The sequence below is a fragment of the Binatus soli (SeqCode) genome, assembly GCF_050015535.1.
Taxonomy (GTDB): Bacteria; Desulfobacterota; Binatia; order Binatales; family Binataceae; genus Binatus; species Binatus soli.
This window is the reverse complement of record NZ_JBEKBF010000012.1, coordinates 85,874-107,703: the sequence shown is the minus strand read 5'-3', so window position 1 is coordinate 107,703 and position 21,830 is coordinate 85,874. Positions and strand designations below refer to the sequence as shown.

Annotated in this window: 25 protein-coding genes; 2 read left to right on the top strand and 23 right to left on the bottom strand. The window is 62.1% G+C overall.

Going from position 1 to position 21,830, the window contains the following annotated elements; all coding sequences use genetic code 11:
• Window positions 1–2 precede the first annotated feature (2 nt).
• On the top strand, window positions 3–356 hold the full coding sequence (locus ABR989_RS10950; RefSeq protein ID WP_428128377.1) for a 4Fe-4S dicluster domain-containing protein: 354 nt from the start codon (window positions 3–5) through the stop codon (window positions 354–356).
• 90 nt (window positions 357–446) lie between these two features.
• On the opposite strand, the gene ABR989_RS10945 is transcribed toward ABR989_RS10950, so the two are convergent.
• The 16 genes from ABR989_RS10945 to mnmE form a co-directional block, all read right to left on the bottom strand.
• Entirely contained in the window at window positions 447–893 is a 447-nt protein-coding gene (locus ABR989_RS10945) for a TadE/TadG family type IV pilus assembly protein (RefSeq protein WP_428128375.1), read from the bottom strand.
• Between the two features lie 4 nt (window positions 894–897).
• Window positions 898–1,395 carry a TadE/TadG family type IV pilus assembly protein gene (locus ABR989_RS10940; RefSeq protein ID WP_428128374.1) on the bottom strand — a complete coding sequence of 166 codons (498 nt, stop codon included), beginning with the start codon at window positions 1,393–1,395 and terminating at the stop codon, window positions 898–900.
• Window positions 1,392–2,681, bottom strand: coding sequence for a pilus assembly protein TadG-related protein (locus tag ABR989_RS10935; protein ID WP_428128372.1), 1,290 nt, complete (start codon window positions 2,679–2,681; stop codon window positions 1,392–1,394). The genes ABR989_RS10940 and ABR989_RS10935 overlap by 4 nt, the downstream gene beginning before the upstream one ends.
• A 222-nt stretch (window positions 2,682–2,903) precedes the next feature.
• Window positions 2,904–3,938, bottom strand: coding sequence for an RNA-binding cell elongation regulator Jag/EloR (gene jag, locus ABR989_RS10930; RefSeq protein WP_428128370.1), 1,035 nt, complete (start codon window positions 3,936–3,938; stop codon window positions 2,904–2,906).
• Window positions 3,935–5,644, bottom strand: a complete 1,710-nt coding sequence (gene yidC, locus ABR989_RS10925; RefSeq protein WP_428128368.1) for a membrane protein insertase YidC — start codon at window positions 5,642–5,644, stop codon at window positions 3,935–3,937. Before yidC ends, jag begins: the two co-directional genes overlap by 4 nt.
• Before the next feature lie 188 nt (window positions 5,645–5,832).
• Window positions 5,833–6,081: a membrane protein insertion efficiency factor YidD gene (gene yidD / locus ABR989_RS10920; RefSeq protein ID WP_428128366.1), complete on the bottom strand. Its 249-nt coding sequence runs from the start codon at window positions 6,079–6,081 to the stop codon at window positions 5,833–5,835.
• Between the two features lie 32 nt (window positions 6,082–6,113).
• Window positions 6,114–6,524 (bottom strand): ribonuclease P protein component, encoded by a 411-nt coding sequence (gene rnpA, locus ABR989_RS10915; RefSeq protein ID WP_428128364.1) that lies wholly within the window; start codon window positions 6,522–6,524, stop codon window positions 6,114–6,116.
• Between the two features lie 5 nt (window positions 6,525–6,529).
• Complete coding sequence (gene rpmH, locus ABR989_RS10910; RefSeq protein ID WP_331961584.1) at window positions 6,530–6,688, bottom strand: 50S ribosomal protein L34; 159 nt, start codon at window positions 6,686–6,688, stop codon at window positions 6,530–6,532.
• Between the two features lie 238 nt (window positions 6,689–6,926).
• Complete coding sequence (locus ABR989_RS10905) at window positions 6,927–7,706, bottom strand: hypothetical protein (protein WP_428128362.1); 780 nt, start codon at window positions 7,704–7,706, stop codon at window positions 6,927–6,929.
• A gap of 10 nt (window positions 7,707–7,716) precedes the next feature.
• Window positions 7,717–8,052, bottom strand: a complete 336-nt coding sequence (locus ABR989_RS10900) for a hypothetical protein (protein ID WP_428128361.1) — start codon at window positions 8,050–8,052, stop codon at window positions 7,717–7,719.
• A 368-nt stretch (window positions 8,053–8,420) separates the two neighbouring features.
• Window positions 8,421–8,684: a hypothetical protein gene (locus ABR989_RS10895; RefSeq protein ID WP_428128359.1), complete on the bottom strand. Its 264-nt coding sequence runs from the start codon at window positions 8,682–8,684 to the stop codon at window positions 8,421–8,423.
• Window positions 8,685–8,842: 158 nt separating this feature from the next.
• On the bottom strand, window positions 8,843–9,778 hold the full coding sequence (locus ABR989_RS10890) for a ParB/RepB/Spo0J family partition protein (RefSeq protein WP_428128357.1): 936 nt from the start codon (window positions 9,776–9,778) through the stop codon (window positions 8,843–8,845).
• A 73-nt stretch (window positions 9,779–9,851) separates the two neighbouring features.
• Window positions 9,852–10,643, bottom strand: a complete 792-nt coding sequence (locus tag ABR989_RS10885; RefSeq protein WP_428128439.1) for a ParA family protein — start codon at window positions 10,641–10,643, stop codon at window positions 9,852–9,854.
• A 489-nt stretch (window positions 10,644–11,132) separates the two neighbouring features.
• Window positions 11,133–11,873 carry a 16S rRNA (guanine(527)-N(7))-methyltransferase RsmG gene (gene rsmG, locus ABR989_RS10880; protein ID WP_428128355.1) on the bottom strand — a complete coding sequence of 247 codons (741 nt, stop codon included), beginning with the start codon at window positions 11,871–11,873 and terminating at the stop codon, window positions 11,133–11,135.
• An 87-nt stretch (window positions 11,874–11,960) separates the two neighbouring features.
• Window positions 11,961–13,838 carry a tRNA uridine-5-carboxymethylaminomethyl(34) synthesis enzyme MnmG gene (gene mnmG / locus ABR989_RS10875; RefSeq protein WP_428128353.1) on the bottom strand — a complete coding sequence of 626 codons (1,878 nt, stop codon included), beginning with the start codon at window positions 13,836–13,838 and terminating at the stop codon, window positions 11,961–11,963.
• A 901-nt stretch (window positions 13,839–14,739) separates the two neighbouring features.
• On the bottom strand, window positions 14,740–16,149 hold the full coding sequence (gene mnmE / locus ABR989_RS10870; RefSeq protein ID WP_428128352.1) for a tRNA uridine-5-carboxymethylaminomethyl(34) synthesis GTPase MnmE: 1,410 nt from the start codon (window positions 16,147–16,149) through the stop codon (window positions 14,740–14,742).
• Window positions 16,150–16,342: 193 nt separating this feature from the next.
• On the opposite strand from mnmE, the gene ABR989_RS10865 reads away from it, so the two are divergent.
• Window positions 16,343–16,699 carry a DUF952 domain-containing protein gene (locus ABR989_RS10865; RefSeq protein ID WP_428128350.1) on the top strand — a complete coding sequence of 119 codons (357 nt, stop codon included), beginning with the start codon at window positions 16,343–16,345 and terminating at the stop codon, window positions 16,697–16,699.
• A 74-nt stretch (window positions 16,700–16,773) separates the two neighbouring features.
• Here the strand turns inward: ABR989_RS10865 and ABR989_RS10860 are convergent, their stop codons facing one another.
• The 7 genes from ABR989_RS10860 to ABR989_RS10830 all read right to left on the bottom strand — a co-directional run bounded on the left by ABR989_RS10860 (window position 16,774) and on the right by ABR989_RS10830 (window position 21,781).
• On the bottom strand, window positions 16,774–17,115 hold the full coding sequence (locus ABR989_RS10860) for a hypothetical protein (RefSeq protein WP_428128348.1): 342 nt from the start codon (window positions 17,113–17,115) through the stop codon (window positions 16,774–16,776).
• 39 nt (window positions 17,116–17,154) lie between these two features.
• Entirely contained in the window at window positions 17,155–17,622 is a 468-nt protein-coding gene (locus ABR989_RS10855) for a glycine/sarcosine/betaine reductase selenoprotein B family protein (protein WP_428128346.1), read from the bottom strand.
• A 59-nt stretch (window positions 17,623–17,681) separates the two neighbouring features.
• The gene (locus ABR989_RS10850; RefSeq protein WP_428128344.1) at window positions 17,682–18,692 is read right to left on the bottom strand and encodes an LLM class flavin-dependent oxidoreductase; all 1,011 of its coding nucleotides are present in this window, start codon (window positions 18,690–18,692) and stop codon (window positions 17,682–17,684) included.
• Window positions 18,693–18,864: 172 nt separating this feature from the next.
• Complete coding sequence (locus tag ABR989_RS10845; RefSeq protein ID WP_428128343.1) at window positions 18,865–19,644, bottom strand: SDR family NAD(P)-dependent oxidoreductase; 780 nt, start codon at window positions 19,642–19,644, stop codon at window positions 18,865–18,867.
• 112 nt (window positions 19,645–19,756) lie between these two features.
• Window positions 19,757–20,344, bottom strand: a complete 588-nt coding sequence (locus ABR989_RS10840) for a TPM domain-containing protein (RefSeq protein WP_428128342.1) — start codon at window positions 20,342–20,344, stop codon at window positions 19,757–19,759.
• A 10-nt stretch (window positions 20,345–20,354) separates the two neighbouring features.
• Complete coding sequence (locus ABR989_RS10835; RefSeq protein WP_428128340.1) at window positions 20,355–21,179, bottom strand: TPM domain-containing protein; 825 nt, start codon at window positions 21,177–21,179, stop codon at window positions 20,355–20,357.
• Complete coding sequence (locus ABR989_RS10830; RefSeq protein WP_428128339.1) at window positions 21,179–21,781, bottom strand: LemA family protein; 603 nt, start codon at window positions 21,779–21,781, stop codon at window positions 21,179–21,181. The genes ABR989_RS10835 and ABR989_RS10830 overlap by 1 nt, the downstream gene beginning before the upstream one ends.
• Between the last annotated feature and the right edge of the window lie 49 nt (window positions 21,782–21,830).

Here is a 21,830-nt window from a genome sequence, read left to right as displayed (position 1 = left end):
CCATGCCTTGGACGATTACCCGTCTTTGCCGCGACTGCGTTGACACCGGATGCGTCAGCGTGTGTCCCGTCGATTGCATCTATGAATACGTCGGCGCCGACAAGGAAAAATTCCCCAACCAGCTCTACATCGATCCCGACGAATGCATCGATTGCGGCGCCTGCGAGCCCGAATGTCCTTGGGAGGCGATTTTCGAGGAGCCGGCTGTTCCCGACGTCCTCAAGGACGACATCGCGCTCAACCACGCTTTGCTCGAAATCAAGGATCAGTTCAAGGTGATGCCGTTCAAAAAGGTCGAACACCCGACGCCCGAGCAGATCGCCGAGAACAAGAGAAAATGGGGCGTCGAACCCTGAACGCCCGCCCTGTCCACATACCCCGGCGAGGGCGCGTAGCGCCCGCAGGTCCCGCGCTCTTCTCTGGGCTGCTAATGCAGACGCGTATCGCTACTGCGTGATGACCATTGCCGCCGTGCGGGTGAGCGGGATGGTGACCGAGGAGACCAAACTCGTCAGCGGCGGGTAGTTGTAGGTGACGACCACGGTAACCACGCTCCCGGGATTGTTGTTCGGCGCCCAGGTCGTGGTGACGGTCAACGAACTCGTCTTCAGCACGTCGACGACGAGACCGTCCACGTAAGTCTGAACGCCGGCCGCCGACACGGGCGTCGTCGCGGTCGATCCATGGACCGTCGCATAGCGAACAGCCTGCTGGGCGCTGTAACAAACAAAGTCGTAGCAATAGAGCGCCAGTGCGAAGTTGATGATCCCGAAAAACAGGGTCAGGCACGGCGTGAGCACCAGCGCGAACTCGGCCATCGCCTGTCCCCGGTGCGAGCATCGGATCGCGGCGCGCAACCATCGCCGCCATAGCTTGATGCCGCTCGCGTTCATTTGATTATTGGACGACGCGCATAACGGCTTTGCCGGGCACTGTCATAGTCGGCAGGATGCCCATGAAATTGACGAGCGGCGCGTACGGGGCGCTGGTGTTGACCTGCGTGTACAGCAATCGATGGTTGCCGGAGCAGTCGGTTGACAGACACGTCGATGCGCTCCCGTTGGCGCATTGACAGAAGTGAGTCGCGGTCGCCGTCATCCCGACAATATTCGGTGCGTTGCTGGCCGCCGCCGCCTCCATCCCGGCGTTATCGGCCGCGGTCGAGAGATTCTGCGAACCGTACTGAACGCCGGCGCGCGCCGCGTTTGAAACCGAAATCGCGATGTAGAACGCGCGGCCCATTTCCACCACCAGCAGGAACATCATCAGCAGCAACGGCAGACTGAGCGCGAGCTCCACCGATGCCTGCCCGCGCGTGCGCCCGCCATGCCGTCGCATCCAACCGGTCGCGCGCAAAGATTCAACAGGCTCCGGGAATCGCGGTATCGTACTCATTCGGCCAGTATCGTTCCTTTTATCGGTGAGCCGTTTGTCAGCGAGGAATAGTTGTTGCCCACCGTCGAGTTGCCGTTAATCACCACCTTGTCCGACACCAGGATGCTGTAGCCGTTGACGGCGCTGTTTCCGTTGTACGTAACCGCCGTCGTCGCGAAGTAGATCGCCCCGTTGAAAGTCGAACTCGAATTTCCGGTTATCGTGCTGCCCGCCGCGGTGCTCGGAATCGAGCGATCCTGAAAGAACAGGATTCCCGCCAGCGAACCCGAGGTCGGCGCACTGAAATTCACCGTCGAGTTGCCATTCAGCGCAATTGCCCCGTAACCACCCGTCCCCGTCGTGTTGTAAAACGTCACTCCCGTGCCGGTCATCACCGAGTTGCCAGTTATCGTCATGCCGCCACCGGCGAGCACGTAGGTTCCCGCGTTAAAATTCAGCCAGGAATTGCCGCTGACCGAGATACCGCCGCAATAGGTGCCGGCATAGAGCTGGTAGGGACTGCCACTGCTCCCCGTGTTCCCACTCAGCGAAAACGAGCTGTGGGCGCACGAGCCGACGGTGGGCTCCGTTAGGTATGCCAGCGGATCGGACGCTGCAATCACCGCGGTCTTCGGCGTCGGCGTAAAACTGACGTTGCCGCTGGAGGTGTAGTTGCCCACGACCCCGATGGTCGGCGCGGTGATCGTCACGTTGCCGGTCACCGCAAGACCGTTCGAGGCGCTCGAGTCCACCAGCACACCGCAGCCGCTCTGTATGGTGACGTTGCCGGTGACCGACATCGCGCTCGTGGCTGTCGGATCCAGCACGTAGACGCAGTTGGGCCCGTTGCCCTCATACGCGACCCCGCGCGCCGACACGCTGATCGAGCTGACTCCGAGCAGGCGCAGAAAATAAGTCGGCTCGGGCATGGTGACGATCGCCTCGACGTACGCCGTGTTTGACGTATTCGGTCCCATGCTCGGAGGATTGTTGATGGCTACGGTGACGCCGCTTTGGCCGTTGGTGAATCCGTTGGTCGCCGCGTCCGCTTTGCCCGCCGCCACCGCGTCGCCATAATTCAGTTCCTGCGCGCTGGCCATCGCCGCACTGTCCGCCGCCGTCTGCATCATGCTCCTTTGGTCTTGCATGAAGCTGAAATCGGCGACGACAGCAATCATGCCCAGGAGCGCCACCAGCGCGACGCAGATCAGCACCATCACCTGGCCGCTTGCGCTCGCCGCCACCGTCAGCGCGTTATCCGTATCCCGACGCACTGCCTTGCGATGCGCCGCTGGAAACTTGCTCATCATCCGTCCGCTCCAGCCTACAAAGCACCGCCCGTGCCATCGGATTAGTCTCCCGATCGCTACGCCATGCGCGGCAATATGTCCCAAGCTGACTGCGGACTGTCCGATTATGACTCTACCGAAGGAAGGCCGACCGCTTGCCGGTCGGCAGGTGAGGCTCCAGACGCGGAGAAGGCGGAGGAACCGAATTTCTTACTGACCGGCGTGCAGGGGATGACCCCCTCACACTATTCGCTTCTGCCCGTGCTTGAATCCGCCCTGTTCGCCAAGAGCTTCGTTGCCGCGCTCGGGCTGCTCTCGCTCGCGCTCGCGTTCAGGCTCGCGCCGCCGTCCCTGCGGCTGTCCCTCTCCGCGCGGCTCGCGACGGCCGCTCTCGGTAGGCACTATCTCGATCGATCTCATCGATCCTTCACCGGCCGAGCGCGTCGTGATCATCGGATCTTCCTTGAGCGCCAGATGCACCACGCGCCGATCGCGCGCCGGCATCGGATCGAGTCGCACCGGCTTGTGCTCGCGCTTGGCCTTCTCACCCATCGACAGCGCCATCCGATGCAATTGCTGGCGGCGTCGCGCGCGATACGATTCAGTCTCGATTGAAATCGGCGCCGCATCCTTGATTCGCCGCGCCAGGATCCGATTCACGATGTACTCCAGCGCGTCCAGGGTCTGTCCATGCCGCCCGATGAGGATTCCCGAACCGTCGCCCTTTATTTCGAGCTCGACCGTCTCCGCGTCCACTTCTATCTGCCGCACCTCGGTCCGCTCGCCCATCTGCTCGAGAATCTGCTTGAGGATTACCGTCGCCTCGCGGCGCTGCTCCTCGACATCCGCGCTTTTGCGCCCCGCCGCGCCGCCGTTTTCGTTGTTGTCCTTGTCACCGGCGGTCGCCGCCGGACTCGCGCTCCGCGCGCCGGCGCCGCTGGCGCGCGCGTCAATCCGGCCTCGGCCTTGATTCTCGCGCCCGCGAGCCCGCCGCTCAGGCCCGCCTTCCTTGCGCGCTGGCGCCGGCGCTTGCGCAACTTGGGAGACTTGCGGGTTCGATCCCGCTTCCCCGCCGCCGACGCCCGCCGCATCCGCGCTCTTGCGCGTCACTCGCACCCGCGCCTGCCGCGCGCCCATTCCGAGCACGCCCGCGCGCGGCGTGGCGAGCACTTCGATCGCAACCTCGTCCTCGCGCGCGCCGAGCTGTTCGAGGGCTTCCATGGTCGCTTCTTCTACCGAGGCGGCCGCTAATTCTATCGAGTCGTTATTGCTCATGTAGCCGGGGCGTATTGTTGGAATTCGCGGTTGAGGAAATACTGCTGGATAACTCCCAGCAGGTTCGACGAAAAATAGTACAAAGCCAGTCCCGCCGGAAAGTTTATCAGCATGATCGTGAAAATCAGCGGCGTCAGCATCATCATCTTCTGCTGATTCGGATCCGGCGAGGTCGGCGTCATGTATTGCTGGAGGAAACTGGTCAGCCCCATCAGCAGCACCAGCACCGGCAGCCCGTGACAATGTACCATCGGCAGCTGCGGCAGTCCCGGTATATGCAGGCAGTCGGGCGTCGACAAATCATTGATCCAGCCGATAAACGGCGCGTGACGCAGCTCGACCGAGTTCAGCAGCGCCTCGTACAGCCCGATGAAAATCGGCAACTGCAGCGCCATCGGTGCGCACCCGCCCAGCGGGTTGACGTGATTGCGCTTGTAGAGATCCACCATCTCCTTCTGCAACTGCTCGTTGTTGTCCTTGTACTTCTCGCGCAGCCGCTCCATCTGCGGCTGCAGGCGCTGCATCTTCATCATCGAGCGCTGGCTTTTGATCGATATCGGCAGGAACGCAATCCGGATCGACACCGTCAACAAAATAATATCGACCCCGTAGTTGGGCGCGATATAGTGAAATAGCTTCAGCGTGCGCAGAAAAATCAGCGCCAGGATTCCCGCCCAGCCGAAATCGATCGACTTGCTCAGCGCCGGATTTACCGCTTCCAGAGCCTCCAGCAGCTTCGGCCCCATGTAGATTTCGCTATGGATTCGCGCCGCGCCGTCGAACAGGATGCGCGCGATCGCCTCGTCACCCGCATACGCCATCGTAAGCATCCCGCTGGTCGGCGCCGAAGGCAGAAATACCGCCAGAAAGTACCGATCGCCGAAGCCCGCGTACGTGATCGCGCCCGCCACCGGCGGCACTCCCGTCTTCAGCTTCTTTTCGTTCTCGGTGTAAACCTTGTTCCCAACGTCGGCCTGCAGTTCCGGGATATCGTAGTACCCCTGATGCGCCGTGAGGGGCTGGCTCATCGAGACGCCGATTTGATCCAGCGCCGGGCCCGCCGCGATCACCACCTCCATCGAAAACACGTAGCTGCTCGCCCGGAACGTGAAAGTCTTGGTGATAGTAGTGCCGTCTGCCGTCTTGGCGACAAAGACCGCCGTCGCGTCCGCTCCCTTGGCCGGCTTGATTTGCGCGGGCGCAGCCGTCGCGTAGCTCAAATCGCGGTCATCGAACACCTGCCCGCCGCGGATCATCACCGCGCCGAGCGGCAGATGCCCTCCCGGCGGGATCTGCACCATCTCGTAGGGCGGACTGTCCTTGGCCGCATCCTGCCGGTAACGCCGCAGGGTAAAACTCTTGAGCCGCGCGCCGTGAGTCGTGAACACCGCAACGTAAAAATCGGAATCCACCTCGACAGTTCTTTCGGCCGCGGCCGCCCCCGACGGCGCCATCGCGACCGACTGCTGCCCGCTTTCGACCGCGACGGTGGCGGATGCGCCGGGAGCCGCAACCCCGCTGGCGCTCGCAGACAGTCCGTTGCCGAGCGCCTGCCCCTGCGCAGCCTTGGCCGCTTTTGCCTGCTCGGCAGCCTGCTGCTGCTGTTCGGTAGGCGGCGGAAAAAATCGCTTCAACACCAGCTCCTGGTAGGCGACTACCAGTACTATCGACAGAACTACCGCGATCAGAACTCGACTCGAATCCAAAATCAGTTCCTTATCTGCATGGGCCGCCGCCGCGCGCACGGACTATTTCCTGACCAACCTGTTCTAACAGGGCGAAGCCCGCATCCTGCGGCGATGCCGATCTTCTTAACATTGGGTGCAGGGGTTACCCCTGCCCAAGGAAGTGTGAAACCCACGGCGGGTTTCACATACGATTTCGCATCTTCTCTTCATCGCTTCCCCTTCACCCCTGCCGGATCGTACCCATGCCCGCCCATCGGATTGCATCGCGCGATTCGCCACAGCGCCATTGCACCGCCCCGAATCGTCCCGTATTCGGCGATCGCGTCGCGCGCGTACGCCGAGCAACTCGGCTCGAAACGGCACGCCGGTCCGTTGAGCGCATGGATTACCGGCGAGATCGCCGCGCGATAAATCGCGACAGCGCCGATCGCCACCAATCGAGGCGACAACCACACCTTCAATCGCTCCGATGTATCTGCGCGCGGCATCATTTGCGCCCAGCGAAAGCGAAAGCGCCTTTGGCGGCCATTCGTCCGCTCAGGTTGCGCGCCGCCATGATAAGTTCATTGTCGATCGCCGGCGACGCGAGCGTCGCCGCGCCGGCGCGCGCGATCACGACTATCGACGCGCCCGCGGGGAGCTTATCGCGAATTACCCGTCTGAAAATCTCACGGACGCGCCGCTTCACCCGGTTTCGCGCCACCGCGATACCGACCCTGCGCGACACCGTCACGCCCAGCCGCGAGCGGCTCGGCTCGTCATCCGGATAACCCGCCAAATTACCTGCGTAGAGCACGAAGTGGGGGCTCTCGAATCGCACGCCGATACGCTGGAGGCGGATAAATTCCGCGCTTCGATGCAGCCGGTCCGCCGCCGCGAAGCTCAATTGCGCGCGCACGGAGGTTAGCCCGGCTGCTTGGGCGGTATCGAGATTGCCAGGCGTGTGCGGCCCTTCGCACGGCGGCGCTTGAGCACCTTGCGTCCGCCCGGCGTGGCCATCCGCGCCAGGAATCCATGGGTTCGTTTGCGTCGGCGGTTGTGAGGTTGGTAGGTCCTTTTCATTGCTCGTGGCTCGCAGCCAAAAAAACTTTCACTCGGGTTTGTATTCAGTCCGATTCGGTCGGTTAAGTAGGTCGGGTGTCTTTCGTTGCGGCTTGATCTTTTTTTGGATGGATTACTGCTTCGATCGACCCCGAACACGCAATCGAACCACACCGCGCGCCATTGAGCAAGCGGGCAGGCAGGGGGGTGCTGTCTGAATTAAGACACTGAGGGCGCGAAATTAAGACAATAGAGCGATTTAGAAAATCTGTTGTTGTGCCAAAAATCTTGGCTCTAGAACTTCGCCAAGTCGTATTCGCTTGAGAGATGCACCGTCTCTTTGATCCAAGCTTTCAGGTTGAATTTGAGGAGAAAACCGAGCTGGCAGAGCGGCGGCAAGCTCGGTTGCCAACGACACTAAACCTATCCAGAACTTCGGATGTTCGCCAATTTTGTCAACAATCTCTTCAACATTAGGCGCTATCGAGGTTGCTTCTGCAATAATGGGGCAACGATAATCTACGCACAATACGCCCTTTGTCAGTAGTTCGCTCGACTCCGTGATCGGAATAGCGATCATTGTGCGCGCTTGAAGCTGATCGATGCTTAGAGCTTGTGCTGTCTCAGGCCGGAGATGAAGCATCTCCCGATGCAAGGTCCTGGCGTTCTCAATATCTGAAATTTCAGCTTGCTCAAATTGTGCAACTAATACGCCGTCTGGAGTCTGCCACGCTTGACCTGCCAACCCTTCTCCCTTCTCGAAGCGAATGCGACTCAACGCAGACGGACGTCCCCAGCCAAGCCTAGCGATCGGTCGGAGCAATTCGGGTTCCTGTTCATCCCGCGCAAATATGGTGAAGCGAACATCTCGACTGCCGCGAAAAAGTTGATCCCTTGCTCGCTCCAGCAATTGATATACCGCAGTAGGCAATCTTTCAGGTGGAGGACTGTATTCCCGCAGGTCCTCGCCCCTCGCCCAAAGGAAAACGCCTATTAATCCGAGCGCCAAAGAACCATATGTAATGAACTCATGCATCATCGTATTTTCCTTATACTCGTTCCCGCAAATCCGAGATCGCTACGAGCACGGTTCCTGTCGCCGCGATACCGTAAAAGACCCACGCCTCGTCGAGGCGCACGTCTGCTTGCCCTGCAAAGATTAATGCACCCCCGATGATAGGGAGTCCACAAAAAATTAAGCGAGAAATCGCGGAGTGGGGGAAGGTCGGTTCCGCCAAAAGGCGCGCAGCCAAGATCAAGGTCATCGCCCCTAGCGCTTCCGTCGTCGGCGATACAAATGCTCCTCTCGCCATCCATAATACAAATAATGGCAACCAAGGCACAAGAAATCGCGTCGCAATGAACGTATCAAGTTGCTTCAGCACCCGATTTCCCCGACGAAGAAACTGGTAAAACCCTTGCGTTGGAAGGGGATATTATCTCCTGCCGCAAATCAACTGCAATCTTCGGAGAACGAGAAGTTTTTTATGGTTCTTGACGATCTAGCGCCATTTCGTCATTTTTCCGTCGGGAACCACTCTTAACCTCAACGGCGTATATCCCGGTCTCAACGTCGATTGCGGCGTCCGATACGGCAACAGCGGCGGCACTCCTGAGGCTCAAGCGCAGCCCGTACAAGCTCGGCAATCGTCCAAATGTGATCCGTCACGCCAAGCGCGATCGCTGGCGTAAAGCGCAGCGTCTCATGGGTACCGAGCGGAGCGCAGCGACCCGGGATATTTATCTTCCCCTGCTATTCCCCCTTCAGCCGCGGATCGTCGGCCTGCACGCAAATCGAGTACGAATACCGCTCAACGACGTTGTCGCTATCGCTCTTCTCCGCTGCGATCACAACCTCCCGGTAATTTTCGCAGCTTTCCCGCGAGTTGAAACTATCGACGTTCTCCCACTCCGACAGCGGCGTCTGGCGCTGCAGTCCATCGCGCGCACAATCGATCGACGGCGCCATCAGGAGCCAGCCGATCAACACGACCGCCGCGCTATCTCTGAATCTCATCCAATTGCTTATCGCTATATTCCCGCCCGCCCGCAAGCCGCCACGCGCCTGCGGCAGTGGCCGCGCCCGCCAACGGCGGGCGGCCTTAATACTGGGTGCAGGGGTCACCCCTGCCCGCGCGCGACAACGGAGTGCGGCCTTAATACTGGGTGCAGGGCTCAGCCCTGCACCTGCCCACGGCCGAGCAGCATCTCGGCGACCGCCGTCAGATCGTTATCGTCGTAGTAATCGATTTCGATTCGTCCCGGACTCCGCCCGCGCCGCTTGAAAATTCTGACCTTGCGCTTGAGTGCGCGTTGCAGGCCCTCGGCCAGCGCGTTCAGATTGGCATCGGCGGCGGATCGGAGGGATGCGGTTTTGCCGATACGTGGGCGATGCGCCGTGGCGATCTCTTCGGCGCCGCGCGCCGAGATTCCGACCGCTGCGATCCGCCGCGCCGCCGATAGCTGCGCGTCGGGCGATTCGATCGCGAGCAGCGGCCGCGCCTGCCCTGCGGTGAGCTGCCCCTTCGCGATCATAGTCAGAATCGGCTGCGGCAGTTCCAGCAATCGAAGCGCGTTGCCGACGTAGGGACGGCTCTTGCCGACTCGCGCCGCAATTTCGTCCTGGGTCAGCTCGAAATGCTCGACGAGCCGAAAAAACGCGAGCCCTTCTTCGACCGCGTTCAGGTCCTCGCGCACGATATTCTCGACCAGCGACATTTCCAGCGCCGTGCGATCGTCGAGTTCCCGCACCACGACCGGAACCGCTTCCAGACCCGCCGCGCGCGCCGCACGCAGCCGCCGCTCGCCCGCGATCAGCTCGTAGCGCGGGCCGTCGATTTCTCCCGCCGCCGCCGATCCGCCCGCGATCCGCCGCACGATTAGCGGCTCGATAATCCCCTGGCTCTGGATCGCGCGCGTAAGTTCGGCCAGCCGCTCCTTGTCGAAATTTATCCGCGGCTGAAACGGACCCGCCGTGATACTCGCGATCGGCGCCATCTTGAAATGCGCCCCGCCGGCGCCGCTGCCGATGTCGTTGTTCGCGCCAATTTCAATTCCCGCCGCCGCCGTGCCGATCAGCGCATCGAGCCCGCGTCCCAATGGTTTCCGCATCATCCTCTTCGTCCTTTATCAATTACGATCGGCAGGGGTCACCCCTGCCCGCGCCCGCCAACGGCGGGCGGCCTTAATACTGGGTGCAGGGCTCAGCCCTGCAGATAATTTCCGCGGCCAGCGCGCGATAGCCTTCCGCGCCGGCCGACTTCGACTCGTATTCGAGCACGGACAATCCATGACTGGGGCTTTCCGACATCCGCACGCTGCGTGGAATCACGCTGCGGAAAACTTTCTCGGGGAAATGCTTTCTGACTTCCGCTGAGATCTCGTGACTGAGGCGATTTCGCGTGTCGAACATCGTGAGCACCAGGCCCTCGAGCTCGAGTCCCGATCTCAGCGCCGCCCTTACCTTGTTGATAGTGCCGAGCAACGCGCTCAAACCCTCGAGCGCGTAGTATTCGCATTGCATCGGCACCAGCACCGAATCCGCGGCGACCAATGCGTTGAGCGTGAGAATTCCAAGTGAAGGCGGCGTATCAATTAAAACATAGTTATATTCCTCGCGCACCGGCTCCAGGAGCGCTCGCAAGCGCCGCTCGCGACCCTCCATCGTCACCAGCTCGATCTCGGCGCCAACCAGGTCGTCGCCCGCCGGCGCAAGCGACAACGTCGGGCGGACCTGCCGGATAATTTCCGCCATCGCCAAGCCGCCGACCAACGCCTGGTAGATAGTCTTGCCCCCGGTGCGGGCGGCGCTAACGTCCTCGGGCGTGCTGATACCGGAAGTGGCGTTGCCTTGCGGATCGAGATCCACGAGCAGTACGCGCCGTCCCGTATCGGCCAGCGCGACCGCGAGATTGATAGCAGTCGTGGTCTTGCCGACGCCGCCTTTCTGATTGGCTATTGCGATTACCCGCCCCACGACCTGCCCCACATTCCCATCCTCGCGCGCAATCCGTGTGACCACGGATAGAAACGCGCTCGCGGTCATTCCACGAATTATTAAATCCCCGCGCTCGCGCAAAATCAAATCGCGCGAACAAATTTACGCAAGCACTTGAATTAACGAGGTTTTCTAGATCGAATGTTTCACGTGAAACGTTCCCGCGGCTTCGGTCAGGTTCTTATTCCTTAGCTGATGGAGAGGGAGCCTATGTAGGCAGAGGACCGCTACGCGCGGGGCGCCCCGTGGCGACGGGGGGCGCAGGGTGAATCGCGGGATATGCGAAGCGCATCTCCCGCTCTCACGCGATAAACCGAGAGAAAAGGGCGCTTCGGCGCACTTTTCGATTGATACTGCGGGTGCAGGGGCCGCAGCCCCTGCCGCCCGCCGCGCAGGCGATTAAGTTTTATTTCTGATTCTGGTGCAGGGGGCTGGCCCCTGCTTTCACGTGAAACGCCGGGCAGCTTCTTATCTACGGGTCCACGTCGCGACAGCCCGCCGCATCATCTGGCGGCCGTGGCGCAAATCGTATCCGGCCACGGCCGGATTGACGAGACCGGCGGCCGCAGCCGCGCCGGCATTTTCGTTGTCGTCGAACTTCTGCTCGGCGCCGGCGTAGAGCATCAACACGCCACCCGGATGCAAGGCGCGGCCGGCAATCTCGAAAATCCCGACAGGATTTCCGACTGCGCGTGCGGTGATCAAGTCGAACCCGTCGCGAACGTCGAGCGACTCGGCTCGCGCGCATTGGACCCGAACGTTGCGCAGCCCCATCTCGATTGCGGCCTCGCTCAGAAATGTCGCCCGCTTGCGGCGCGCCTCGACGAGAGTCACCTGCGCGTTGATCGCGGCGGCAATCACGAGCCCCGGGAAGCCAGCGCCGCTGCCGATATCAAGAAAGCGCCGCTCGCGATCGAGCCGAGTGCTGAGCCGCAGAATCTTCGAGCTGACCGCAATCGAGACCGGGATAATACTGTCGAAGACGTGGAACACAATCTCGTCGGGGTCCCTGGGATGCGCCGTCAGATTGATCTTCGGGCCCCACAGCGCGAGCGTGGCGGCCATCCGCTCGATTCGGTCCAGGAACTCGGAATTTTTGGCGATTACCCCGATCGCCGGGATTGCGGGCGCGAGTTGAGCGCGCACGTTTGCGGCGATCTCGTCGGGACTGGCCGCTTTTCGCTTAGTTTTTCTGGCAGAATGTTTCACGTGAAACACTCGTAGTCGGGGATATTTGCCGCGATTTTGTTAGGTTATTTGGTGAAAATGTTTCACGTGAAACATTTGGACATCTTCTCAAATCGCGCGGGCGTTGCGGTCACGCCGGCTCTTGATATGGACGGCCAGGATCGAGATTGCCGCAGGCGTTATCCCAGGCATCCGGGCCGCCTGCCCCAGCGATTGCGGCCGCACGGCAGACAGGCGCTCCGAAACCTCGGTCGAAAGACCCATCACGCCCTTGAAATCCACCCAGTCCGGTATAGCGGTGTCCTCGAGGCGCGAAAAACGCTCGACCACCTCCGCCTGCCGGCGAACGTAACCCTCGTATTTGATCTCGGTCTCAAGCTCGGCGGCTTCGTCGAGGCCGAGGCCCGAATCGACGCCGCCCATCTTCAGCACGGTGTCGTAGGCTATCTCGGGGCGCTTGAGCAGCTCGATCGCGCGCACCGGCTGCGCGATTGGCGTCGAGCCCGACGCCGCAATCGCCGCGTTGACCTCGTCGGTGGCAGGTATCAGCGCCGACTTGAGGCGTTCGATCTCGCGGCGCACGGCCTCGGTCTTGGCGCGAACGCGCGCGCCGGCCGACGCGTCGAGCAATCCGAGGCGCTCGCCAAGAGGCGACAGCCGGCGGTCAGCATTATCCTCGCGCAGCAGCAATCGATACTCGGCGCGCGAGGTGAACATCCGGTACGGCTCGCCGCCGATTCCGCGCGTCACCAGGTCGTCGATCATCACGCCGATATAGGCCTGGTCGCGGCGCAAAATGAGCGCCGGCTCGCCGCGGACCTTGCGCGCGGCGTTGATTCCCGCGATCAACCCCTGCGCACCCGCTTCTTCATAGCCGGTCGTGCCGTTGATCTGGCCGGCGAAGAACAGCCCGCGCACCAGCTTGGTTTCGAGCGACGGCGTCAACTGCGTCGGGTCGGAGAAGTCGTACTCGATCGCGTAGCCGGGCCGCATTATTTCCGCCTGCTCGAGCCCGCCTATCGATCGAACCATCGCGAGCTGCACGTCGAGCGGCAGACTGGTGGATAGGCCGTTGGGATAAACCTCGATCGTGTCGCGGCCCTCGGGCTCGAGGAAAATCTGATGGCGCTCCTTGTCCCGGAAGCGCATCACCTTGTCCTCGACCGACGGGCAATAGCGCGGCCCCTTGCTCTGGATCACCCCTGAGTACATCGGGGAGCGGTCGATGCCGCCGCGGATTATCTCATGGGTCCGCGAGTTGGTGAACGTCAGATGGCAGGGAATCTGTGCCTGCGCGATCCGCTTGGTGCGGAACGAGAACGGCGGCGGCGGCTCGTCGCCCGGCTGGATCTCCAACGCGGAGTAATCGATCGTGCGCGCGTCGAGGCGCGGGCAGGTGCCGGTCTTGAGGCGGCCGACTCGAAAGCCCAAATCCGCAAGATGGTCGCTGAGGCCCATCGCGGCGAAATCGCCGGCGCGGCCGGCGGAATAATTCTTCAGCCCGATATGGACGAGGCCCTTAAGAAACGTGCCGGTCGTGAGAATGACGGCCCGGCCTTCGAACACCTCGCCAATCTGCGACTCGACCCCACGCACTGCGCCGTCCGCGACGATCAAGCGCTCGACGCTCGCCTGCCGCATATGCAGATTGGCTGTTCGCTCGAGCACGCGCTTGCTGCGCGCGCGATAGGCGGCCTTGTCTGCTTGCGCGCGACGAGCGCGAACGGCGGGTCCCTTGCGCGTGTTCAGGAAGCGGAACTGGATTCCAGTCTCGTCGGCTGCCAGACCCATCTCGCCGCCGAGCGCGTCGATCTCGCGGACCAGGTGTCCCTTGCCGATGCCGCCGATCGCCGGGTTGCATGACATCTGGCCGATATGATCGAGGTTGAGCGTGAGCATCAGGGTGCTCGCACCCATCCTGGCCGCGGCGAGCGCGGCTTCGATACCGGAGTGGCCGGCGCCGACGATGATAACGTCGTAGTTCATTGCGAGTCAGCGATTATGGCCCGCATAAGGGCGTCGCGCAAAGCGCGCCGCTCGCGCACGGGGCGCCTAGAAGTAGCAAATTCCTACAATAAGAAGAATCACTTGCGCGGTGGGCGGCAGGGGCTGCGGCCCCTGCACCCGCATTGAGAAGACGCGAAAATCTGCGCAGCGCATCTTTTCGCGACTACGCGATGGCAGGAGTGACCCCTGGCCGTGGCGACGGCAGCGCAGTGTTAAGACCGCGCTCCGTTGTCGCGCGCGGGCAAGGGGGGAGCCCTGCATCCAATGTTAAAGCAAAGATGCGGGCTTCGCTCTGTTAGGACTTTTCTTTGCATCATCCTGAGCGAAGCGAAGGCACCCGAGTCTCCGCGGTCGCGCACCTTTTTCTCCGTCATCCCGAGCGGAGTCTGCGCAGTCGAGGGACCCCGGATCTTTTTCTTCGGCGTGCGCAGTGGCAGGCACCGTGGGAGAGACGACAGAATCGGCGCCGGATTGGTCGGAGCGCCCTCGGAAGTTTGAGCATCCGGGGGTAGTCGGCGCATACTTTGCTGCGTGACGCGGCCTATTTTAGACAGCGAGCCGCCGCCTTATATCTCTCCCGTGAAATCTGCACCCTGACCCGCGCGGGAAGCGCGGCCTCTCCCGCAACAGAGCGGTCTGGTAAGAAGTCGCTCGGAACGCAACATTCTAACTGGGGCGAAGTAATCCTTGGAGCTTCACTCTTCCCTCACCCCTTCTAACAGGGCGAAGCCCGCATCTTCTCTTCTTACTAAGGTGCAGGGGTTACCCCTGCCCAAGGAAGCGCGAAACCCACGGCGGGTTTCGCATACAATGAAGTTCTCCCGTTGCTCCCCTGCGTACGCGCGCGATGTGCGGCGAGTCAGACAATCGCGCACCCCTGCTATTTGCCGATGCAGAAGTCGCGGAAGATGGCGTCTAAGACGTCGTCCGTGCTGACTTCGCCGGTGATCGATCCGAGCGCGCCGGCCGCGACCATTATGTCAACCGCGACGATCTCCGGCGGCATCAGCGAGAGCGCGGATGAGCGGGCGTTCTTGAGCGCTCCCAGAGCTATCGAGAGCGCATCGCGATGCCGCTCGCGGGAGATTGCGATTCGATCGTTGGAGGAAGGCGCGGACGGGGAGACGAGGGCGGCGATTATTTTTGTCAGCTCGGCGCGCAGAGCGGCGGCTTCGTCGAGGGTTATCGCGGAGAACGGCAGGATCGGAATGTTCAAGCCGTGCTCGCGAAGATCGCCGGCGGCGATCGCAGCGGGAAGATCGCGCTTGTTCAGGATCGCCAGTCCCGGGCGGCCGGCGGTCAGGCGAATCACGTCGAGATCCGCGGATTCGAGCGGCCGCGACGAATCGAACATCGCGATCAGCAGGTCCGCGTCGCGCGCCGAGCGCATCGTGCGCTCGATTCCGATTCGCTCGACGTCATCGCTCGAATCGCGCACACCCGCGGTGTCATTGAGAACGAGCGCGTAGGGGCCAAGCTGGACCGAGTCCTCGATCACGTCGCGAGTGGTGCCGGCGATCGCTGTGACTATTGCGCGATCAGCGCCAAGCAATAGATTTAGAAGGCTCGACTTGCCGGCGTTGGGCTTGCCGACGATGGTGGCGCGCACCCCGTCGCGCATCAGGAGGCCGCGCGCAAAGCTGTCGTGCAGAACGGCAACGTCGGCGATGAGGCGCTCGATTTCCGCGCCGACCTCGCGCCGCGACGGGAGGCGGATGTCTTCGTCGGAGAAATCGATTTCGACTTCGAGATGCGCGCGAATTGCGACCACCTGGGCGCGAAGCTCGGCGACGCGTGCGGAAAGTGCGCCTGAGAGTTGCTCTATCGCGATCGCGAGCCCGGATTCGCTGCGCGCGCCAACAATATCGGCGACGGCCTCGGCCTCGGCGAGATCGATTCGGCCGTTTAAAAACGCGCGGCGGGTGAATTCGCCCGGCTCGGCCATCCGCGCGCCCGCGTCGAGCGCGAGCGCCACGATGCGGCGGACAACGAATGGACCGCCGTGGCATTGGATTTCGGCGACATCCTCGCCCGTCAGGCTGGCAGGATGCGGCATCACGAATGCGAGCGCGCGATCGATGCGGGCGCCGGTGGCAGGATCGACGACGTCGCCCAGGCGTATCGTTCGGGGCGTGCGTTCGGCGCAATGCGCCGGGTGAAAGATCGCGTCGAGGATATCGAACGCGCGCGGACCGGACAGGCGGACGATCGCGACGGCGCCGATTCCCGGTGCAGTGGCGGGCGCAACGATCGTGTCGGCGGCGTACATTGAAGAGAGAGGGTAGAACATAACTTAATTCAATGTGAAACCCACCGTAGGTGCAGGGCTGAGCCCTGGCCGTGGCGACGGCAGCGCAGTGTTAAGACCCGTTGGCACGGGAGGCCAGTATCAAGACGTTAGCAGGGGCTGCGCCCGCCAACGGCGGGCGGCCTTAACATTGGGTGCAGGGGTCACCCCTGCCGGAACGCGGGATCGTAACTCGATGATAGTGCATATCGTCAAGCGGATTGAGTGGGCGGATGCCGTCGAGCGGGGGACGTATGCGCCGGCGAGCTTGCGCGCGGAAGGGTTTATCCATTGCTCGACGGTCGCGCAGGTGGTCGATACTGCGAACAGGTTTTATCGCGGGCAGAAGGGGCTCGTTGTCGTGTGTATTGACGAGCGGCGGCTGAAGGCAGAGCTGAAGTACGAGGCTGCTGCGGCGGCGCATGGTGAAGCGGCGGGCGAGACGTTTCCTCATCTGCACGGAGAGCTGAACGTCGATGCGGTCGTGCGGGTGGTCGAGTTGCCGTGCGAGGCGGATGGATCGTTTCGATTGCCCGATGAGATGCGGGCGTAGAGCAGGGGCCAGACTCTGCACCTACTCGAGCGAGGTGCGGACTCAGTATTTCACTATTTCACTGTTTCACCGTTTCACTCGCGCCTGAATTTGGCCTGGCGTTCGGCCTCGAGTGCGTCAGCCGCCTCGCGGGATGGAGCCACGGGCATCCATCCCTTGGTGTAGTCGGTATCCTCCCAGGTTCGATCGTTGGGATCCCAGACATAGGGCAACTCGACGATTGTCGCGGGAGAACTGATGGCGGCGAACGCGCGCATCGCATCGGTCACGATCCGGCGCTGCAATTCGGGTTGATTGGGCGGGCCGGTCTGATGACCCAGGGGAAAATTGACGAACACCGCGCGCGGCGGTTTTACCGACCGGGTGATGTCGAGCGCCGACGTCATGCAGAGCGTGGGAATTCCCGCTTCTTCCACCGCGCGTGCTATCAGTCCAACGGACTGATGGCAGACGGGTCATGCGGGGACGAGGAAGAAGGCGTCGGCGTGGGCGCGTTTGAGCTCGTCGACAATTTGCGGAGCAAGTTCATCGCGGACCTTGCGCGCCGAATAAATTCCACCCATGAAGCTGAACGCGGGATCGACGAGTCTGCCGATCACGCCGGCCGCTTCGAGCTCGCGCATCCGCTCGAGCGGGAAGACGCAGTTGGCGTCGCGCTCGGCGTCGCCGGTGGGATAGCCGAAGTGCCATACGCTGAGTTCGTCGGGTCGCGCGTGAATGGGGATGCGACGATACGACGCGTCCTCGCGATGGAAGCGCGGCTGATCGCGATACATGATCCCGCCCGAACTGATCATGGCGATTGCGCACTCGGCGACCGGCTTGGTCAGCGGCGTGAACGGCGTCGATTCGTTTTCGACCCATCGGTAGGGAGTGAAGTCGCTGTAGAGATCGCGAGTCCGTGGAATGTATGCGACCGGCATGGCGTGTCTCACTCTTTCACTGTTTCACATTCTTAGTCTACGACGGTCGCCGAAGCCGGCTACTTCAAACGTGGTAACACCTCGGCGCCGAATCTGTCGAGCGAGCGCCGAGCCTTGGCGGGATCGAGTCCCGGCAACTGCATCACGACGATCAGCTCGGTCATCGGAGTCGAAGCGAGTACTTGTTCGAGCTTTGCGGCGACTTCGGAGGCCGTTCCGAGCACGCTGGTGCGTCTAAGCCGGTCCGGGTCGGGACGAATCAGCACCTTGCTCTGGTCGGTGGTGCCGGCGGCAGCCGAGAGCCATAGCCCGTAAAGCTCGGCCTGGTACATGAGCGCGTCGCGGGTGTCGCGCCACGCCTGTTCCTCGCTGTCGGCGACGTAAACCACGCGGCTGTTCACGATACTGTAGCGGGCGGGGTCCTTGCCGGCGGCTTTGAGCGCCTCCAGATAGATGCCGACTTCCCTGCGGCCGCCGACGCATGCGAACGAGAGATCGAGCTCGGCGGCGCGCCGAATCGCTTTGGCCGCGCCGGCGCCCCACAGCAACTCGGGATGCGGCTCCGTTACGGGCCGCGGCAGCACGCGCACGTCGCGGAACTTGAAATACCTGCCGTCGAAACTGAATCGCTCACCGCTCCACGCAAGCTTGAGGATCTCGATGGTCTCGAGCGTGCGGCCCAATCGCTGTGCGCGCGGCACGCCGAAGCCCTCGAACTCCTCGGCCCGATAGCCCAGGCCAATTCCGAGCCGGAGCCGGCCGCCCGAGACTACATCGACGAAAGCCGCGTCCTCAGCAAGCTTCAGCGGATGATAAAACGGCGCCAGCAGGACGAAGGTGCCGATGGCGACGCGGGTCGTGCGCGCCGCGATGGCAGCCGCCGCGGGCATCAGTGCGGGCAGATAGCCGTCGTCGGTGAAATGATGCTCGGTGAGCCAGATGGAATCGAAGCCGAGCTGCTCGGCGATCTCTGCCTGTGCGAGCGATTCGCGGTACAGATCGCGAAAAGACAGCGTCGAGCCCGGAGGATTGCGGAAATCGAGCTGATAACCAACTTTCACCTTGCGCACGATTCACCTTTTTCAGGGACTTTCCACTACCGTTACCCCATGTCGCCTGCGCGCCCGTTGGCACGGGGAGCCAGTGTTAAGACGCGCTCCGTTCTCGCGCGGCCGAACGTACAGACTAACGTGCAGATGAGCACAAGCATGCAAAGAGCTTGCGCCGCCGTCGCAACGGCTCTCAACGCGCGGCGAGACCGCCGTCAACAATCAATTCCGTGCCGGTGATATAGGACGCGTCGTCGGAGAGGAGAAAGACGATCGCATTTGCGATCTCCCACGGCGTTCCCTGCCGGCGCATCGGGATTCGCGTGGCGACGGCGCTCTCGCGATCGCCGATCAGCCGGCGCACCATCGAGGAATCGATCAGCCCGGGCAGGATCGTGTTGACGCGGATGTTGTCGCGCGCGTGCGAAACCGCGGCCGAGCGTGAAAGCCCCAGCAGCGCGGCCTTGGTCGCCTCGTAGGAAATCTGCGAGTTGCTGCGCAGCGCGGCCAGCGACGAAACGTTGACGATCGCGCCGCCGCCGGCCTTTGCGATCTCGGGCACCGCGTAGCGCATCATCAGGAAGTGGCCGCGAAGGTTGACGGCCAGCATCGTGTCGAACTGCGCGGTGGTGGTTTTCAACAAGTTGCCGCCGACGGCGATTCCGACGTTGTTCACCATCAGATGGAGCGCGGAGAACGCGCGTATGGTCGCCTCGACGGCGCCGCGGCATTGCTCCTCGATGCTCACGTCGGCGGCGACCGCTTCGGCGCGTCCACCCTCGTCGCGAATTGCGGCGGCGGTCTGATCCGCGAGTTCGAGCGATCGATCGGCGACCATCACGGCCGCGCCTTCGCGCGCGCACACTATCGCGGTGGCGCGACCGTTGCCGATGGAGAGTTTCTCACCCGCTTTCGCAGGCCCGTCTGCGCCGCCTCCGACGATTAACGCTACTTTGCCCGTCAGACGAGCCATGATTTGCCCCATTCAACGTCGGCAGCGTGTATCGTTCGCATAGCTGCGGCATTAGCGCGGGCCTATGCGCTGCGTCAAGAGAACCCGGGAACGACAGCGCCCCAGGGGTCTTCTATGATGCGTTGATTGCGGGATGCTGCGTCTTCAGGATAGAGCCGCAGGCTGCGATGGCATCGAGGACGCCGTCGGCGACGCGGCCGGCTTTCACGGTTGCCAGGAATTCATCGACGATTTTGTTCCAGGCTCCGGCAGGCGCCAAGGCGTGGGTTTCGTGGTCGGCGACGATCTCCACGTAACGCTCGCCGAGCGACACGAACAACAGGATTCGGTGCTGCTGCTGCGGATTTGCCGTCACATGCGCGTCGAATTCGCGATGCGCGAGTTGCCGGGCGTGAGCGTGCTTGACCCGCTCCGGTACAATCCAGAGCCGGATCGGAAGCCAGTCGAGCAGCAGCGTCATCACAATCAGGAACCACAGTTGGATCGCGATCATGGTGCGGCTCGCGATATCGGGCCGGAGCAGACTCACGAACCCGCCTAGCACCAGCGCCCCGATCGCCGCCCATGAGACAGGATAGAGCGAATAGCGATCGCTGACGCGCGTCACTACGACGCAAAGATTTGCCGCAGTGCTTCGACCGATCTCGGTGATCGCGGCGTCGATACGTTCGTGCTCCTCGGGTGTGAATGGACTCTTCACTGTATCGCACTCACCAGCTTCCCGAAGCGCCTCCGCCACCGAAAGATCCACCTCCTCCCGAGAAGCCTCCGCCGCCACCGGAAGATCCTCCTCCATAAGAAGATCCTCCGCTCGAATCCCAGCCATGGCTGCCGTCATGCCGAAACTTGCCACGTCCTGAAATGAGTCCCAACAAAAGAAGCGAAGAGCCTATCAAAGGGAAAAGGAAGAATAACAATATAAAGGCCAATTCAAGGCCGCTTGGAGGTTTGCCTCTATTGGAAACTGCGGGATTGAACTGACCTTCGCCCGGCGATGTCGCCGGTTCGCCTATCCCGGCGGGATTACCCCCGAGCACCTGGAGCATCGACGTGGCGCCCGCTAGGACGCCGGCGTTGTAGTCTCCACGCTTGAAGCTTGGCAGGATGTAGTTGTCGATTATCGTGCGGGTGATCGCGTCGGTAAGTTCTCCTTCGAGGCCGTAGCCGACCTCGATGCGAACTTTGTGCTCCTTGGGCGCCACGATGAGCAGCGCACCGGTGTTCGAGCCTTTCTGCCCGATGCCCCAGTGGCGACCGAGCTGATAGCCGTAATCCTCGATGGGATATCCCTGGAGCGAATCGAGCGTGACCACCACGACTTGTTCGCCAGTTGCGCGCTCGTGCGCGGCCAGCATGCCGGTGAGTTGGCCCCGGGTGTGAACGTTCAGGACGCCCGCATCATCGACGACTCGACCCGTGAGCGGCGGGAATTTCGGTTCGGAGGCGAGCGCTGGTGACGCGAGGATCAGCAGAAGAATGAGCAGTGCCCATGCCGTCGTGGCGCCACTGTCCTCCCATGCGCAGCGAGTGCGCATTAGAATTTGACCTGGGGTACCTGTTGGGCTTGCTCGGTGATCGTGAAAGTCTCGCGGACTTTGAGATCAGGATAGAGGATCGATGCTACCCATCGTCCTGGAATGGTCCTGAGCATGGTGTTGTAGTTCTGCACGGCGAGAATGTAATCGCGGCGTGCCACGGCGATTCGATTCTCGGTGCCCTCGAGCTGCGATTGAAGAGCGAGGAAATTCTGATTGGACTTGAGATCGGGGTAGGCCTCGGCTACCGCAAGCAGCCGGCCGAGCGCGCCGCTGACGGCAGCCTGATTCTGCTCGAACTCGTGAAACGCCTGCGGGTTCGAGAGAATGTCCGCTGGAAGCTGCATCTGGGTGGCCTTTGCGCGAGCCTCGATCACCTGGGTCAGCACCTGCTGCTCTTGGTGAGCATAGCCCTTGACCGTCTCGACGAGGTTCGGGATAAGGTCGGCCCGCCGCTGATATTGGTTCAGCACTTCGCTCCAGGCGGCCTTTACCTGCTCGTCGAGGGTCGGGATCTTGTTGATGCCGCATCCCGCCAGCCCCCCGAGCACTAACACGAAAGTCACCAGGCGAGTCAGCGCTCGAAAGTATTTCAACCGCATCAAAGCGACTCCTTCCTGAAGCTGCGGCATTAGCCGGGCCTATGCGCTG